This window comes from Actinomadura geliboluensis (assembly GCF_043197915.1).
GTDB classification, from domain to species: Bacteria; Actinomycetota; Actinomycetes; order Streptosporangiales; family Streptosporangiaceae; genus Spirillospora; species Spirillospora geliboluensis.
Window position 1 is genome coordinate 466,834 of sequence record NZ_JBICUA010000001.1, and the last position, 13,476, is coordinate 480,309.

At 74.1% G+C, this 13,476-nt stretch carries 16 protein-coding genes; 9 read left to right on the top strand and 7 right to left on the bottom strand.

Features of this window, described 5'->3' with window-relative positions; genetic code table 11:
* Positions 1-9: 9 nt before the first annotated feature.
* The 3 genes from ACGFI1_RS02200 to ACGFI1_RS02210 all read right to left on the bottom strand — a co-directional run bounded on the left by ACGFI1_RS02200 (position 10) and on the right by ACGFI1_RS02210 (position 3,075).
* Entirely contained in the window at positions 10-1,191 is a 1,182-nt protein-coding gene (locus ACGFI1_RS02200; RefSeq protein ID WP_392782108.1) for a CoA transferase, read from the bottom strand.
* A gap of 338 nt (positions 1,192-1,529) precedes the next feature.
* On the bottom strand, positions 1,530-2,027 hold the full coding sequence (locus ACGFI1_RS02205) for an SAV_6107 family HEPN domain-containing protein (RefSeq protein ID WP_364554917.1): 498 nt from the start codon (positions 2,025-2,027) through the stop codon (positions 1,530-1,532).
* 247 nt (positions 2,028-2,274) lie between these two features.
* Positions 2,275-3,075 (bottom strand): L,D-transpeptidase family protein, encoded by an 801-nt coding sequence (locus tag ACGFI1_RS02210; protein WP_301178305.1) that lies wholly within the window; start codon positions 3,073-3,075, stop codon positions 2,275-2,277.
* 23 nt (positions 3,076-3,098) lie between these two features.
* Between ACGFI1_RS02210 and ACGFI1_RS02215 the strand changes: the two genes are divergently transcribed.
* From ACGFI1_RS02215 to ACGFI1_RS02235, 5 genes are all read left to right on the top strand, one after another.
* On the top strand, positions 3,099-3,563 hold the full coding sequence (locus ACGFI1_RS02215; RefSeq protein ID WP_386868909.1) for a YbaK/EbsC family protein: 465 nt from the start codon (positions 3,099-3,101) through the stop codon (positions 3,561-3,563).
* Positions 3,563-3,913 carry an arsenate reductase family protein gene (locus ACGFI1_RS02220; RefSeq protein WP_138642344.1) on the top strand — a complete coding sequence of 117 codons (351 nt, stop codon included), beginning with the start codon at positions 3,563-3,565 and terminating at the stop codon, positions 3,911-3,913. Before ACGFI1_RS02215 ends, ACGFI1_RS02220 begins: the two co-directional genes overlap by 1 nt.
* A gap of 69 nt (positions 3,914-3,982) precedes the next feature.
* Positions 3,983-4,843: a hypothetical protein gene (locus ACGFI1_RS02225; protein ID WP_392782113.1), complete on the top strand. Its 861-nt coding sequence runs from the start codon at positions 3,983-3,985 to the stop codon at positions 4,841-4,843.
* Between the two features lie 16 nt (positions 4,844-4,859).
* A complete protein-coding gene (locus tag ACGFI1_RS02230) occupies positions 4,860-5,192 on the top strand; it encodes a hypothetical protein (protein ID WP_392782116.1) in 333 nt (110 codons plus the stop codon).
* 10 nt (positions 5,193-5,202) lie between these two features.
* The gene (locus ACGFI1_RS02235) at positions 5,203-5,805 is read left to right on the top strand and encodes a GNAT family N-acetyltransferase (protein ID WP_138638099.1); all 603 of its coding nucleotides are present in this window, start codon (positions 5,203-5,205) and stop codon (positions 5,803-5,805) included.
* Here ACGFI1_RS02235 and metF read toward each other — a convergent pair.
* Entirely contained in the window at positions 5,742-6,677 is a 936-nt protein-coding gene (gene metF / locus ACGFI1_RS02240; RefSeq protein WP_138638098.1) for a methylenetetrahydrofolate reductase [NAD(P)H], read from the bottom strand. The genes ACGFI1_RS02235 and metF overlap by 64 nt on opposite strands.
* 159 nt (positions 6,678-6,836) lie before the next feature.
* Here metF and ACGFI1_RS02245 point away from each other — a divergent pair, with 159 nt between their 5' ends.
* From ACGFI1_RS02245 to ACGFI1_RS02260, 4 genes are all read left to right on the top strand, one after another.
* Positions 6,837-7,889 carry a polyprenyl synthetase family protein gene (locus ACGFI1_RS02245; protein ID WP_392782119.1) on the top strand — a complete coding sequence of 351 codons (1,053 nt, stop codon included), beginning with the start codon at positions 6,837-6,839 and terminating at the stop codon, positions 7,887-7,889.
* Positions 7,890-7,966: 77 nt separating this feature from the next.
* Entirely contained in the window at positions 7,967-8,527 is a 561-nt protein-coding gene (locus ACGFI1_RS02250; protein WP_138638096.1) for a carboxymuconolactone decarboxylase family protein, read from the top strand.
* Positions 8,527-10,668, top strand: coding sequence for a glycoside hydrolase family 3 C-terminal domain-containing protein (locus ACGFI1_RS02255; RefSeq protein ID WP_392782123.1), 2,142 nt, complete (start codon positions 8,527-8,529; stop codon positions 10,666-10,668). The genes ACGFI1_RS02250 and ACGFI1_RS02255 overlap by 1 nt, the downstream gene beginning before the upstream one ends.
* A gap of 92 nt (positions 10,669-10,760) precedes the next feature.
* Positions 10,761-11,933 (top strand): serine/threonine-protein kinase, encoded by a 1,173-nt coding sequence (locus ACGFI1_RS02260; RefSeq protein WP_386868924.1) that lies wholly within the window; start codon positions 10,761-10,763, stop codon positions 11,931-11,933.
* Between the two features lie 50 nt (positions 11,934-11,983).
* Here ACGFI1_RS02260 and ACGFI1_RS02265 read toward each other — a convergent pair whose 3' ends face one another.
* The 3 genes from ACGFI1_RS02265 to ACGFI1_RS02275 form a co-directional block, all read right to left on the bottom strand.
* The gene (locus ACGFI1_RS02265) at positions 11,984-12,145 is read right to left on the bottom strand and encodes a hypothetical protein (RefSeq protein ID WP_171069141.1); all 162 of its coding nucleotides are present in this window, start codon (positions 12,143-12,145) and stop codon (positions 11,984-11,986) included.
* Positions 12,146-12,215: 70 nt separating this feature from the next.
* Positions 12,216-12,884, bottom strand: a complete 669-nt coding sequence (thiE, locus tag ACGFI1_RS02270; RefSeq protein WP_392740635.1) for a thiamine phosphate synthase — start codon at positions 12,882-12,884, stop codon at positions 12,216-12,218.
* Between the two features lie 151 nt (positions 12,885-13,035).
* On the bottom strand, positions 13,036-13,410 hold the full coding sequence (locus tag ACGFI1_RS02275) for an Rv2175c family DNA-binding protein (protein WP_138638093.1): 375 nt from the start codon (positions 13,408-13,410) through the stop codon (positions 13,036-13,038).
* Positions 13,411-13,476 lie beyond the last annotated feature (66 nt).

A 13,476-nucleotide genomic window follows, 5' to 3' on the forward strand; every position in this document is an offset into this window, starting at 1 on the left:
GTGCTCGGGTCAGCCGATCGCGCCCGCGTCCCGCAGGGCGGCGATGCGGTCCGGGGAAAGTGACAGGACGTCCCGCAGGACCTCGTCCGTGTGCTCGCCCAGCGTTGGCGCCGGTACCGGCGGCAGCGAGGCGCCGCCGAGGCGCAGCGGGGAGCCCGGGGCGAGATGGGGGCCGATGCCCGGCTGGTCGAGCGGCGCCATGAGGGGCTCCTCGCGCAGCCCCGCCGCCACCTCGGCGAAGCCCCGGTACCGGGACCACAGGACGGACGTGCCCTTCAGCCCGTCCGCGACCTGCGCGCAGGTCCGCGCCGCGAACCACGGGGCGAGGACGCCGCCGAGCGCCTCGCGATGGGTGAAGCGGTCGCCGGCGCGGCGGAAGTCGGCGCCGAAGGCGCGCTCGAGGGCGGCGCTCACCTCGCCGAGCCCGGTCGCCTCCACCAGGTCGCGCCAGTGGCGCGCGGTGAGGACCGCGACCATGACGCGGCCGTCGGCCGTTGCGAAGTCGCGCCCGAAGTCACCGAAGAGGTCGTTGCCCAGACGCCGCCTGGGCTCGCCCAATTGCGCCTCTGCGAGGTACCCGAGGTTCCCTGCGGTGGCCAGGGCGACGTCTTGCAGCGCCACCTGGAGGCTCTGACCCTCGCCCGTGCGCAGCCGGTGCCGCTCGGCCGCCAGGATGCCGACGGCCATGTAGAGGCCGCACGCGATGTCCCAGGCGGGCAGCACGTGGTTGACGGGGCCGTCCTGGCCGGACGGCCCGGTGATCTCCGGGAAGCCCAGGGCGGCGTTCACCGTGTAGTCGACGGCGTTGCCCCCGTCCCGGGTGCCCTGGAGCCGGATGTGGATCAGGTCCGGCCGGACGGCCCTCAGCTCGTCGTAGCCGAGCCCCGGGCGCGGGGCCGCGTTGGTCAGGACGACCCCGCACTCGGCGACGAGCCCCGCGACGACCTCCCGCCCCTCCGCCGACCGCAGGTCGGCGGTGACGGACCGCTTGCCCTTGTTCAGCCCGGCCCAGTACAGGCTCCGCCCGGACGGCGCGAGCGGCCACCGGTCGATGTCGGGCCCGCCGCCGACCTGGTCGACCCGGACGACGTCCGCGCCGAGCTGCGCGAGGGTCATCCCGCCGAGCGGCGTCGCGACGAAGCTCGACAGCTCCACGACGCGCATCCCGTCCAACGGCAAGGTTCCGCTCATGCAGCGTTGTCTATCAGCCCGCCCCGCTCCCGCCCCCGCGCGCCCCGGCCTTCCCGACGACAAGCCACGTCAGCGCACGGCCACGGCCCATGCCACTGCCCACGGACCACGGCCTCCACCGGCTGGCCGCGCCCAGCCGCGCGGCGGCCGGTGGGCGGCGGGCGGGGATCGCGCCGGCGGGACCGGCTCGGGGGGTTGCGGCCGCCGCCGGCGCGATCGTCCGGAGTCGCCGCGGGCCGGGGCCGCCCGCCGCGCGGTGAGATCGGCGGGGCGGGCGCCCCGGCCCCCGGCGCGGCCGGTCCCGGAATGGGGAGGGTGGGGACGGGCCGCCGGAATGGCTAGCTGGCCTCGGGGACGGGCAGGGTGGGCTGCCCGTCGATGCCGAGGGTGTCCTCGACGAGGGTGACGAAGACCTCGGCGTCGTGCACGAGCTCCTCGGCCTCGCGCGCGGTGACGGCGCGCGGCAGGCCCGCCTCGGCGGCGGCGCGCTTGTCGGCGCCGGCGGCGAAGAAGGCGGCCCACTCGCGCAGCGCGGGCTCGGCCTCGGGCAGCAGCACCCACACGCTGCGGGGACGCCCGCGGCGGTGGGTCTCCAGGGGCTCCTTGGACGCGAGCACCGCGGCGGCGGCGCGCAGCGCGGCCAGGTGCGCGCAGACGTAGCGCACGGCCGGCGAGGTGGCCTCGGCGGCCTCGGCGAGGCCCATGCGGGCCGCGTGCAGCTGGCCGGCGGCCGTGTGCGCCGGACGCGGCGCGGGCAGCGGGCGGTGGCGTGGGCTCGGCGGCGGGACGGACTGGGCGGCGGAGTGGACGCCGCGTGCGGTCATCGTTCCGGACATCTGTGCCTCCTTCCGGGCTCGGGCCGGCCGGGCGGAGAGCTTCCCCTCACTCCGCCCGGCCGTCCGTCCCGCCGGAATACCGCGACCGGCGGGGACGTCGCCCTGGCGCGGGCCGCGAGTCCCGCACCAGCGTCGAACATAAGTTCGACGCATTCCCCAGTAAACAGCCCTGACGCCGATTCGTCAACGTGTTCGAATGCGTGTCGCGCGTCGCAGGTCAGCGGGGGCAGGACGGGGCGCCGGCGGGCTAGCGGGGGCGCCTGACGTGCACGGGGACGTCCGTCCCGAGGAGGCCGGGGAAGTACTCGGCGATGTGCATCGGCATCCGGACGCAGCCGTGCGAGGCCGGGTACCTCGGCACGTCCAGCGCGCCGTGGAAGGCGATGCCGCCGTTGAAGTAGATCGGGTTGTAGAGCCGCCCCAGGGGCGAGGTCTCCCAGCCGGTGAAGCGGCGCCCGGTGCGGAAGTCGCCGGTGCCGGTGGTGGCGTAGCGGCAGCGCGGGACGGTGGCGCCGCGGTCCTTGGCGCAGTAGTACTCCCCCGACCCCGAGGAGATGTGCGAGATCAGGCGCGGCTTCCCGGCCTTGTAGAGGACGAGGTACTGGCGCTTGAGGTCGACGTCGACGCGGTCCTTCTCGCGCTTCTTGGCCATCGGGCGCGGCTCCTTGGGAGCCTCCAGCGCCGCCCAGAAGGACTTGCCCAGTGTGCTCTTCTGCTTGAGCCGGTTGACCGCCTGGAACGCCCACACGGCCATCTGCGTGGACGGCCCGTACCTGCCGTCCACCTTGCCCGGGTCGTAGTGGAGTTCCTTCAGGCGCCGCTGGAGGTCTTCGACGTCGGCGCCCTTCGCACCCGGCTTCAGCGTGCGCTGCGCGGGGGACGGCGTCGGGGTGGGCGTCGCCGGCGCCTTCGCAGGCGGCGGCTTCGCGGACGAGGAGCCCTCCTGGGCCCGGGGTTCGGCCTGCTCCGTCCCGTCGCAGCCCGCCAGGGCAACGGCCGCGATCAGCAGGACCGCGCTCTTTCGCACGTCGACCGGTATCCCGCGCATGCAGGAAGCTTAAAGTGCTTCCCATGCATCCGAATGCCGAAATCGTCGCGAAGGCCCTGTCCGACCAGGGCGCGACCGGGGTCATCGTCGAGCTGTCCGACTCCGCGCGGACGGCGCAGGCCGCGGCGGACCAGCTGGGCTGCGAGGTCGGCGCGATCGCCAACAGCCTGGTGTTCGACGCCGACGGGGCGCCGCTGCTGGTGCTGACCAGCGGCGCGCACCGCGTGGACACCGCGAAGGTGGCGGCCCTCGTGGGCGCGGCGAAGGTGAAGCGGGCGACGCCGGAGTTCGTCCGGGAGGCGACCGGCCAGCCGATCGGTGGCGTGGCGCCGCTCGGCCACCCGGCCCCGCTCCGTACGCTCGTGGACGTCTGGCTGAACAGGTACGACCAGGTCTGGGCGGCCGGCGGGCACCCGCACACCGTCTTCCCCACGTCGTACGAGGAACTGCTGAGGATCACCGGGGGAACCCCCGCGGAGGTGGAGTGATGGAGATCTGGCACAACCCGCGCTGCTCGAAGAGCCGGGCCGCGAAGGCCGCGCTGGACGAGGCGGGCGTCGCGTACACCGAGCGGCGCTACCTGGACGAGCCGCCCACGGCGGAGGAGCTGGACGCGGTGCTCACCCGGGTCGGCGCCGAGCCGTGGGAGGTGGCGCGGCTGAACGAGCCGGTCGCCAAGGAGCTCGGGCTCAAGGACATGGAGCACGACCGGGCCCGGTGGATCGAGGTCATGGTGGCGAACCCGGTGCTGATCCAGCGGCCGATCGTCCTGACCGGCGACGCGGCCGTGGTGGCGCGGGACGAGGAATCGGTGCGCAAGGCCCTCGACAGCCAGTGACACGGGTGTGATTCTGGGGAGTCAGGACACGGCGAACGGTGACTCGGCCGACCCCGGCACGGAGGTGCGATGACCGCGCAGATGCGCACGGGCCCGGCGGCGCGCGATCCGCAGTTCCGGGGGATCGACCCGCCCGCGCTCAACCAGGTCATCAAGCAGCTGCAGGACGCGCAGAACGCGATCCAGGGCTGGCTGAACGCGCACCGTCCTCCGCCGGGGGTGTCCACGGCCGGGCACCGGCAGGCCGACCAGGTGGCGCAGTGGGCCGCCGACCAGCTCGGGATGCTGTCGCGCCGCTACAACTACGCGGTCACCCATCCCTCTCCCGGCGGCGGGGTCGACGCCCCGCCGCCGTCCGCCCCCGCTCCCGCCCCGGCGCCGGGCGGGCCGGGCGGGGGTCCGGCCGGGACGCCCCGGCCCGTCACGCCTCCGCCCCCTAGGGCGCCCGTCAAGACGGCGCCGCCCACGCTGCAGCCCACGCCGAGGGGCGCGGGCGACATCGGCAACTTCCCCGACCGGCCGTCCGCGGCCAAGGCCGCCAGGACCGACGCGCTCGCCGTGGTCGCGGCCGTGCAGGACGGGCGGCCCGTCCCCGACTCGGTCTGGAAGCACCTCAAGGCCAACGCCGACGATCCCGACTACACCGAGAAGCTGTACGAGCGCCTCGGCCCGGCGGCGACGGCCGATCTGCTGAAGGCGGCCGAGGGCGACAAGGCGAGGCTGGAGGCCGTCCAGGAGTCGGTGGGCGTGGCCAGCCACCACATGGCGATGGACGTGAAGTGGCTGCGCGCGTTCCTGGCCGAGGCCGACCGCGCCGGGGTCCGTCCCGTGGCGGTCCAGGTGCTGACCGGTGCGCCCCTGAGCGAGCAGGCGCGCGCGGCCGTCGCCAAGCTGGATCTGCACGAGCCCGAAGCAACCACCGTCGCCTGAGACCTGAGAGGTCGCCATGGCCGCTCCGCCGCCTCCCGGGAGCCTGCCCCTGCCGCTCACCGGTGCCGCCGCCGCCAAGCTGTCCCCGACAGAGCAGCCCAACCCGGAGTACCAGCGGCTGTACCAGGCGTACGCGGACGCCTACGGCAGCATCGACCGGCTCAGGCAGGCCCTGGACTCGCCGGTGAAGACCCTGCGCGGGACGGACGCGTGGTTGGGCCCGGAGGCGCGCGTGTGGGGCGGGCAGCTCGACGCCAACCGGGGGACGCTGAAGAAGGCCGCCGACCGCATCCTCTGGGACCTCTACGATCGGCTCTCTGTGACGCAGCGCACCATCCCCCGGGTCTAGGCTCTTGCGGGTGAGGGACCCGAAGCTGCGCGAGATCGACCAACGCGCCTTCCTACGCAGGCTCAACCCCATGCTGGACGTGTACGCGGCCGCGATGGAGCCGCCGAACGAGCAGCTTCCGGGTCGGCACACCATCATGGAGCGGCACACCACGTACCCGGGCTTCCGCGCGTTCGTCGCCGAGCGGCGCGGGACGCTGCCCGTCCTGCCGGGCCCCGTCCAGGGGTTCGCCTACGGGTTCCACGGGGCGCGCGGCCAGTGGTGGCACGACGTCGTCCACCAGGCGCTGTCCGACCTGGAGGGGCCGGACCACGCCGAGGAGTGGCTGGCGGACGCGTTCGAGGTCGCCGAGCTGCACGTGCACCCGCAGGCGCAGGGCAGGGGCCTCGGCCGGAGCCTGCTGACCGCGCTGTGCGAGGGCAGGCCGGAGCGGACGGTCGTCCTGTCCACGCTCGACCGGCACCCCGAGACGCCCGCGCGCCGCCTCTACCGCTCGGTCGGCATGGTGGACCTGCTGAGCGGGTTCGAGTTCCCGGGCGGCGGGCCCCGCTACGCGGTCATGGGCGGGACGCTGCCCCTCGCGCCGTACTCCTCGGCGCCGAGGAGCGAATAGACCTCGCGCGTCGCCGTGGACTTGTTGAACGTGATGAAGTGGATGCCGGGCGCGTCCTGCTCCAGCAGTTCGCGGCACAGCTCGGCGGCGTGCTCGACACCGAGCCTGCGGACCGCCTCCGGGTCGTCGGCGACGGCGTCGAACCGGGCCTTGACCTCGGGCGGGAACGGCGCGCCCGACAGCTGCTCGGACCGCTCGATCGTGCTGAGCTGGGTGACCGGCATGATGCCCGGCAGGATCGGCACGTCGCAGCCCGCGGCGGCGACCCGGTCGCGGAGCCGGAAGTAGTCCTCGGCGCGGAAGAACATCTGGGTGATCGCGTAGTCGGCCCCGGCCCGGCACTTCTCCACGAAGTACCGGACGTCGCTGCCGACGTCGGGCGAGCGCGGGTGCTTGTAGGGGAACGCGGCGACGCCGACGCAGAAGTCCCCGTAGGAGCGGATCATCCGGACCAGGTCGGCGGCGTACTCGACGCCGTCGGGGTGCTTGACCCACTCCCCCATCGGGTCGCCGGGCGGGTCGCCGCGCAGCGCGAGGACGTTGCGGACGCCGGCGGCGGCGAACCGGCCGATGAGGTTGCGCAGCTCGGCCTGCGAGTGGTCGACGGCGGTGAAGTGCGCGACGGGGGTGAGCGTGGTGTCGGTCGCGATCCGCTCGACGATGTCGACGGTGGTGTCGCGGGTGCCGCCGCCCGCGCCGTAGGTCACCGAGACGAACGTCGGGTGCAGGGACTCCAGCTCGCGGATCGTACGCCACAGGTTCCGCGCGCCCTTGTCGGTCTTGGGCGGGAAGAACTCGAAGGAGAAGGACCTGCCTCCCGCCGCCAGCAGCTCGCGGACTGTCGGGGGCCGGTCGGGGCGTACGCGTCGCATCCCCCAAGCCTACAGAAGCCCTCGGAGGCGGCTTCGAACCGCCGAATCACGTGATGCTCGCCACACCGCACGGGCGTTATGCGCCTATTTCCGAAGATCCAGTGACTTCTCACGTTTTGGTGGCAGGGTTGAATCGCCGCAGGTGGATACGATCTCGGCATGTCGACCAGCCGTATCCGCAAGGAGGTCGACGAAGCCCTCCTCGGCTTCGTCGACCGGCAGCGCCCGGCGCTGCTGACCATCAGCGACGACCTCGCGCCGCTGCTGTCCGCCCTCGACGCCCTGCTCGGCGGCGGCAAGCGGCTGCGGCCCGCGTTCTGCTACTGGGGGTGGCGGGCCGCCGGCGGCGAGGACTCGCCCGGCATCGTGGCCGCCGCCGCGTCCCTGGAGCTGCTCCAGGCGAGCGCGCTGGTGCACGACGACGTGATGGACTCCAGCGACACCCGGCGCGGCCAGCCGTCCGCGCACCGCCGCTTCGAGGCGCTGCACCGCGCGCAGGGCTGGCCGGGCGACGCCGAGGCGTTCGGCGGCGGCGCCGCGATCCTGCTCGGCGACCTGTGCCTGGCCTGGTCGAGCGAGATGTTCGAGACGTGCGGGCTCGACGCCGGGCCGCGGCGGCGCGGCCGGGCCGTGTACGACCTGATGCGCACCGAGGTCATGTGCGGCCAGTACCTCGACATGCTGGAGGGCACGCGCGGCGAGGCCACCGTCGCGACGGCGCTGCGCGTGGTGGAGTACAAGAGCGCCAAGTACACGATCGAGCGCCCGCTGCACCTCGGCGCGGTCCTCGCCGGCGCCCGCCCGGACGTGACGGCGGCGCTCACCGGCTACGGCCTGCCGCTCGGCATCGCCTTCCAGTTGCGCGACGACGTGCTCGGCGTGTTCGGCGACCCCGCCGAGACAGGCAAGCCCGCCGGGGACGACCTGCGCGAGGGCAAGCGCACCGTGCTGATCGCCCTGACGCTGGAGCGCGCGTCCGCCGCGCAGGCCGACGCGGTGCTGCGCCGCCTCGGCGACCCCGCGCTCGACCGCCCCGGGGTGGACGAGCTGCGCACGATCATCGAGGAGACCGGCGGGCTCGCCGCCTGCGAGGCGATGATCGAGCACTACCTGCGGGAGGCGGAGCGCAGCCTGGCGGCCGCCCCCTTCACCGCGGAGGCCCGGGAGGCCCTCGGCGAGCTGGCCGTGGCCGCCACCACCCGCAGCACGTAAGTAACTAATGACACAATCCGGCCAAATTTTCCCAGTGGACTAGAACTTTCCCACTGATCGGTGGCAGAAATGTCGCCATGTGCGCCGACACTTCGGGGAACCGCGTCCCGCGCTTCGACCCGCTGCCCGAGGACGCCTGGGACGACGTCCTCAAGGCCGTGGCAGCGACGACCGGGCCGCTGAACGTCTTCACCACGCTCGCCCGCCACCCCGACCTCTTCCACGCCTGGATCGGGCTCGGGTCGATGCTGCTGATGAAGGGGACGCTCACGGCCCGCGACCGCGAGCTGGCGATCATGCGGACGGCGCACCACCGGTCCTGCGCGTACGAGTGGGAGCACCACCGCGGGCTCGCGCGCGGCGCCGGCCTCACCGAGGCCGACATCGCGGCGCTCAGGCTGGACCTCGACGGCCACGGCTGGAGCGACGACGACCGGATGGTCCTCACCGCGGCCGACGAGCTGCACGCGTCCGGCACCCTGTCCGACGCGACCTGGACGGAGCTCGCCACCCGCTTCGGGGAGCGCGAGCTGATCGAGCTGGTCATGCTGATCGGCCACTACCACATGGTCGCCTTCACCCTGAACGCGCTGCGCGTCCAGAACGAGGGACCGGTCCAGAACGGGGAGGGCCGCTGATGCGGACCGGACGGTGGCTCCCGGCGGCGGGCGCGCTCGCCGCGGCGCTGGCGCTGCTCTCGGTGCCCGCGCCCGGTGACGCGCGGGCGGCCGCGGGCCGCTGCGGCGACCCGGCGCAGCGGCCGTGGTGCGACACGGCGCTGACCCCCGACCAGCGGACGGCGCTGCTGCTGCCGAAGCTGACCGCCGACGAGAAGATCGCGCTGCTGGCCTCGGACGATCCGTTCGGCGGCCCGCTCGGCGGGTTCTTCGAGGACGCGCACGCCGACACCAACCGCGGGATCGACCGGCTCGGCGTCCCGCCCGTCTACATGTCGGACGGGCCGGCGGGCGTCCGGCAGGGCAAGGCGACCGCGCTGCCGGCGCCGATCGCGCTGGCAGCCGGCTTCGACCGCGACGCGGCGGCGCTGTACGGCGGGACGGTCGCCTGGGAGGCCCGGCACCGCGGCAACGACCTGATCTTCGGCCCGACCGTGGACGTGCTGCGCACCCCCCGCAACGGCCGGACGTTCGAGGGCTTCGGCGAGGACCCCTACCTGTCCGCGACGCTCGGCGTGCCGTGGGTCAAGGGCGCGCAGGCGCAGGGCGTGATGACGTCGGTCAAGCACCTGGCCGTCTACACGCAGGAGACCGACCGGCTGTCGCTGGGCATGAAGGTGGACCCGCGCACGCTGCGGGAGATCTACCTGCCGCCGTTCGAGGCCGCCGTGAAGGACGGCGGCGCCGCGACCGTCATGTGCGGCTTCGGGAAGCTGAACGACCGCTGGGCATGCCAGGACGACGCCGTCCTCAACAAGATCCTGCGGTCGGAGTGGGGCTTCAAGGGGTTCGTGCCGTCCGACCACACCGCCGCGCAGGACACCGCCGAGGCCGCCAACGGCGGGCTCGACATGGAACTGCCGGTCGGCATGAAGTACAACGCGTTCCTGCTGAAGATGGCCGTCGCGCAGAAGAAGGTCACGCAGGCGACCATCGACGGGCACGTCGGCAACATCCTGCGGACGATGTTCGCGTTCGGGGTGTTCGACCGGCAGGCGTACCCGAACGACCTGTCCCGCATCGACCGGGCGGCGAGCGAGACCGCCGCGCGCCGGATCGAGGAGGGCGGCATCACGCTGCTGAAGAACGACGGCGCCCTGCCGCTGGCGGCGCCGAAGAGGATCGCGCTGATCGGCCGCGCCGCGCGGGAGGCCCCGGGCGGGTTCGGCTCGGCGAAGGTCGTGCCGTTCACCACCGTCAGCGCGCAGGACGGCATCGCGCGCCGCGCCGGGGCCGGGACCGCGATCACCTACCACGACGGCGATGACCGCGCGGCCGCCGCGAACGCGGCGCGCGCCGCCGACGTCGCGATCGTGTTCGCGACCGACAGCCAGGGCGAGTTCTTCGACAAGTCGTGCCTGACGCTGCAGTGCGGCGAACCGCTCCGCGGCGACCAGGACGGCCTGATCACGGAGATCGCCAAGGCCAACCCCAACACGATCGTCGTGCTGAACACGGGCGGCCCCGTGCTGACACCCTGGGCGGGCCAGGTGAAGGGCATCGTAGAGGCGTGGTATCCGGGGCAGGAGGCGGGCAACGCCCTGGCGCGCGTCCTGTACGGGGACGTGGACCCCGGCGGCCGCCTGCCGGTGACGTTCCCCGTGGCGGAGAACGACGCCCCGGCGTCCGGGAACCCCGCGCAGTACCCCGGCGTGAACAAGACCGTCACGTTCTCCGAGGGCGTCCTGGTCGGCTACCGGCACTACGACGCGAAGGGCATCACGCCGCAGTTCCCGTTCGGGCACGGCCTGTCCTACACGACGTTCTCCTACAGCGGGCTCAAGGCGAGCACCAAGGCGGTGCAGGTGACGGTCACCAACACCGGTGACCGCGCAGGCGTGGCCGTCCCGCAGCTCTACATCGGCATGCCCGCGGCGGGTGTGGACGTCCCGCAGCCGCCCAAGCAGCTCAAGGGCTACACCAAGGTCACGCTCGCGCCGGGGCAGAGCACCACGGTGACGTTCCCGCTGTCCGCGCGGTCGTTCTCCTACTGGAACGAGGAGGCGAAGGCGTGGAAGGTCGCGGACGGCTGCTACAAGGTCATGGTCGGTGCATCGTCCCGGCAGATCGCCCAGAAGGGGACTTTGGGGACATGTGGGTAGCGGCGAAGATCCCGGTTCGCCTGTCGTGCGCAGCCGCGGCGCGGTACAAATAGGGAAATCTTCGTCCGTCCCCGCCGAGTCGGAGTCTTCCTGTGCCGCACGACACCTCCCGCGGGAGGACGAACGCCCACGCCGCGCGTCCCACCGCAGCCCGGACCGGGCGCCCCGGACGCGCGACCAAGCCGCGCCCGGCCCCGTCCACCGCCAAACAGCCCGCGAAGCAGGCCGCCAAGCAGCCCGCGGCCAAGCCCGCCGGCGCCAAGCAGGGCCGCGTGGGCCAGGCCCCCGCGGGCCAGGCGCGCCAGGGCGGCGCGTCCCGGCCCGCGCAGGACCGCGACCGCGGGCCCGGCACGCCGCTCGGCCCGGACGACCCGCGCCGCCTCGCCGGCTACACGCTGCTCGCCCGGCTCGGCGAGGGCGGCCAGGGCGTCGTCTACCTCGGCCGCGACCGTGACGGCGGGCTCGTCACCGTCAAGCTGCTGCGCGGCGGCATCGCCGCCGGGCAGCGGGCGCGCAGCCGCTTCGTCAAGGAGGCGGAGGCGGCGCTGCAGGTGTCCGGGCGGCACACCGCGCGCGTCCTGGACGCCGACATGACCGGCGACCGGCCCTACATCGTCAGCGAGTACGTCGAGGGCCCGTCGCTGCAGCAGGTCGTCGCCGACCAGGGCCCGCTGCCCGCCCCGCAGCTGCGCAAGGCCGCGCTGCGGACGGCGGCGGCGCTGGCCGCGATCCACCGCGCCGGGATCGTGCACCGCGACTTCAAGCCCGGCAACGTGCTGCTCGGCCCGGACGGCGCCAAGGTCATCGACTTCGGCATCGCCCGCACCACCGACGCCCTCGGGCCTGCCACCCCGCTGACCACCGGCCCGGTCGGCACGCCCGCCTACATGGCGCCCGAGCAGATCGAGGACGAGCCGGTCGGGCCGCCCGCCGACGTGTTCGCCTGGGGCGCCGCGATGGTGTTCGCCGCGACCGGGCGGCCGCCGTTCGGCACCGGGCCGAGCGCCGCCGTCATGCGGCGCGTCACCTCCCGGCCGCCGGACCTCGGCGACATGCGCGGCCCGCTGCGCGACCTCGCCGCCCGCTGCCTGGACAAGAACCCGGCGGCGCGGCCGACCGCGCCGCAGCTCGTCCGGGCGCTGCGGGACGGCCGCACGCCGGCGCCGAAGCCGCGCCCGAAGCGCATCCCCCGCTACCGCTGGCGGATGATGGTCGCGCTCGGCGCCGTCGTCGTCGCGGGGTTCGCGCTCGGCATGATGTTCTGACCCGCATGAAGTCCTGACCTGCAGGATGTCCTGACCGGGCGCCCGGCCGCTCACCAGTGCGGCGGGCGCTCCTCCAGCAGGCGGGCGTCATCGTCGCCGCCGCCGCGCCACTCGCCCCAGCCGACGTCGGTGTCGTCGGACGTCTGGTCGGGCAGGATCTGCAGGTCGTCGTCCAGTTCGACGGTGCGGTCGTCGTCGGGTCCGAGGCTCATGATCCCCATTGTCGGTGATCGTCCCGCCGCGCCGCACCGTGATCCGGGTCAAACACCGGCCTCGGAACGCTCAGGTCGCGAGCCGGCGCGCGAACTCCGCGGCGGCGGCGCCGGGGTCGTCCGCCTCGGTGATCGCCCGCACCACGACGACGCGGGTCGCGCCCGCGGCCAGCACCGCGTCGAGGGTGCCGAGGTCGATGCCGCCGATCGCGAACCAGGGGCGCGACGGCCGCTGCGCCGCCACGTACTCCAGCAGCTTCGGGCCGGGCGCGGGACGGCCGGGCTTGGTCGGCGTGGGCCACACCGGGCCCGCGCAGAAGTAGTCGGCGCCGGGCTCGGCGGCCGCCGCCGACGCCTGCTCGCCGGAGTGCGTGGACCGGCCGATCAGCACGTCGCCGCCGACGATCTCGCGGGCGGCGGGCACCGGCAGGTCGTCCTGGCCGAGGTGCAGCACGTCGGCGCGGACGGCGTGGGCCACGTCGGCCCGGTCGTTGACGGCGAGCAGCGCGCCGTGCCGCTCGCAGGCCGCCCGGAAGACCTCCAGGTGGGCCAGCTCCCGCCGGGCCTCCAGGCCCTTCTGGCGGAGCTGGACGATGTCGACGCCGTTCGCGAGGACGGCGTCCAGGAACTCCGGCAGGTCGCCCTGCCGCTCCCGCGCGTCGGTGCACAGGTAGAGGCGGGCCCGGCCGAGCCGGGCGCGCAGCGCGACGGCGCGTTCGGAGGGGAGATGCCTGGACACGGCCGGGGCACGTCCTTTCACAAGCTCAGATCATGGCTGGATCGCGGGGCCGCGCGGCGGTGGTTCCGCCGTGCGTCCCCGCGATCGTGTCATGTGCGCGTCCCGGCGGCGCCGCCGGGGCGGGAAGGCGAGGGTCCTGAACTGGGCGGGGCTAGAAGGCGAGGGCTTGGGCGCGGCGGCGGACCTCGGTCCCCCGGTTCTCGGTGAGCGCGTCCACCGGCGTGCCGGGCAGCGTGTCGTCGGCGGTGAACAGCCAGCGGATCGTCTCGACGTCGTCGAACCCGGCGTCCGACAGCAGCGTCAGCGTGCCGGGCAGGCCCTTGATGACCTGGCCGTCCTTGATGAACGCCGCGGGCACCATCGGCTGCCCCTCCCGGCGCACCGCGAGGATCCGGTGCTCGTGGATGAGCTGCTTGATCCGGTTGGGCCGGATCCCGAGCCGTTCGGCGGTCTCGCGGAGGGTGAGCCAGTCGCCGGCGAGGGCGTCGGTCCGGGGGTCGAGTGCGCTGTCAACGGTTGCGTGCATCTGCGTCACGCCCCCTTGCTACCACGCCTTCGGAAGCCTCAAACCCCCTGGACAGCCGTTGCCCGC

Excerpts from the sequence above, each read along its gene's own strand:
- ACGFI1_RS02220 (WP_138642344.1), top strand. The coding sequence starts at position 3,563 with ATGGAGATCTGGCACAACCCGCGCTGCTCGAAGAGCCGGGCCGCGAAG.
- ACGFI1_RS02225 (WP_392782113.1), top strand. The coding sequence starts at position 3,983 with ATGACCGCGCAGATGCGCACGGGCCCGGCGGCGCGCGATCCGCAGTTC.
- ACGFI1_RS02250 (WP_138638096.1), top strand. The coding sequence starts at position 7,967 with ATGTGCGCCGACACTTCGGGGAACCGCGTCCCGCGCTTCGACCCGCTG.
- ACGFI1_RS02200 (WP_392782108.1), bottom strand. The coding sequence starts at position 1,191 with ATGAGCGGAACCTTGCCGTTGGACGGGATGCGCGTCGTGGAGCTGTCG.
- ACGFI1_RS02265 (WP_171069141.1), bottom strand. The coding sequence starts at position 12,145 with ATGAGCCTCGGACCCGACGACGACCGCACCGTCGAACTGGACGACGAC.
- ACGFI1_RS02245 (WP_392782119.1), top strand. The coding sequence starts at position 6,837 with ATGTCGACCAGCCGTATCCGCAAGGAGGTCGACGAAGCCCTCCTCGGC.
- ACGFI1_RS02275 (WP_138638093.1), bottom strand. The coding sequence starts at position 13,410 with ATGCACGCAACCGTTGACAGCGCACTCGACCCCCGGACCGACGCCCTC.
- ACGFI1_RS02205 (WP_364554917.1), bottom strand. The coding sequence starts at position 2,027 with ATGTCCGGAACGATGACCGCACGCGGCGTCCACTCCGCCGCCCAGTCC.
- ACGFI1_RS02210 (WP_301178305.1), bottom strand. The coding sequence starts at position 3,075 with ATGCGCGGGATACCGGTCGACGTGCGAAAGAGCGCGGTCCTGCTGATC.
- ACGFI1_RS02230 (WP_392782116.1), top strand. The coding sequence starts at position 4,860 with ATGGCCGCTCCGCCGCCTCCCGGGAGCCTGCCCCTGCCGCTCACCGGT.
- ACGFI1_RS02255 (WP_392782123.1), top strand. The coding sequence starts at position 8,527 with ATGCGGACCGGACGGTGGCTCCCGGCGGCGGGCGCGCTCGCCGCGGCG.
- metF (WP_138638098.1), bottom strand. The coding sequence starts at position 6,677 with ATGCGACGCGTACGCCCCGACCGGCCCCCGACAGTCCGCGAGCTGCTG.
- ACGFI1_RS02215 (WP_386868909.1), top strand. The coding sequence starts at position 3,099 with ATGCATCCGAATGCCGAAATCGTCGCGAAGGCCCTGTCCGACCAGGGC.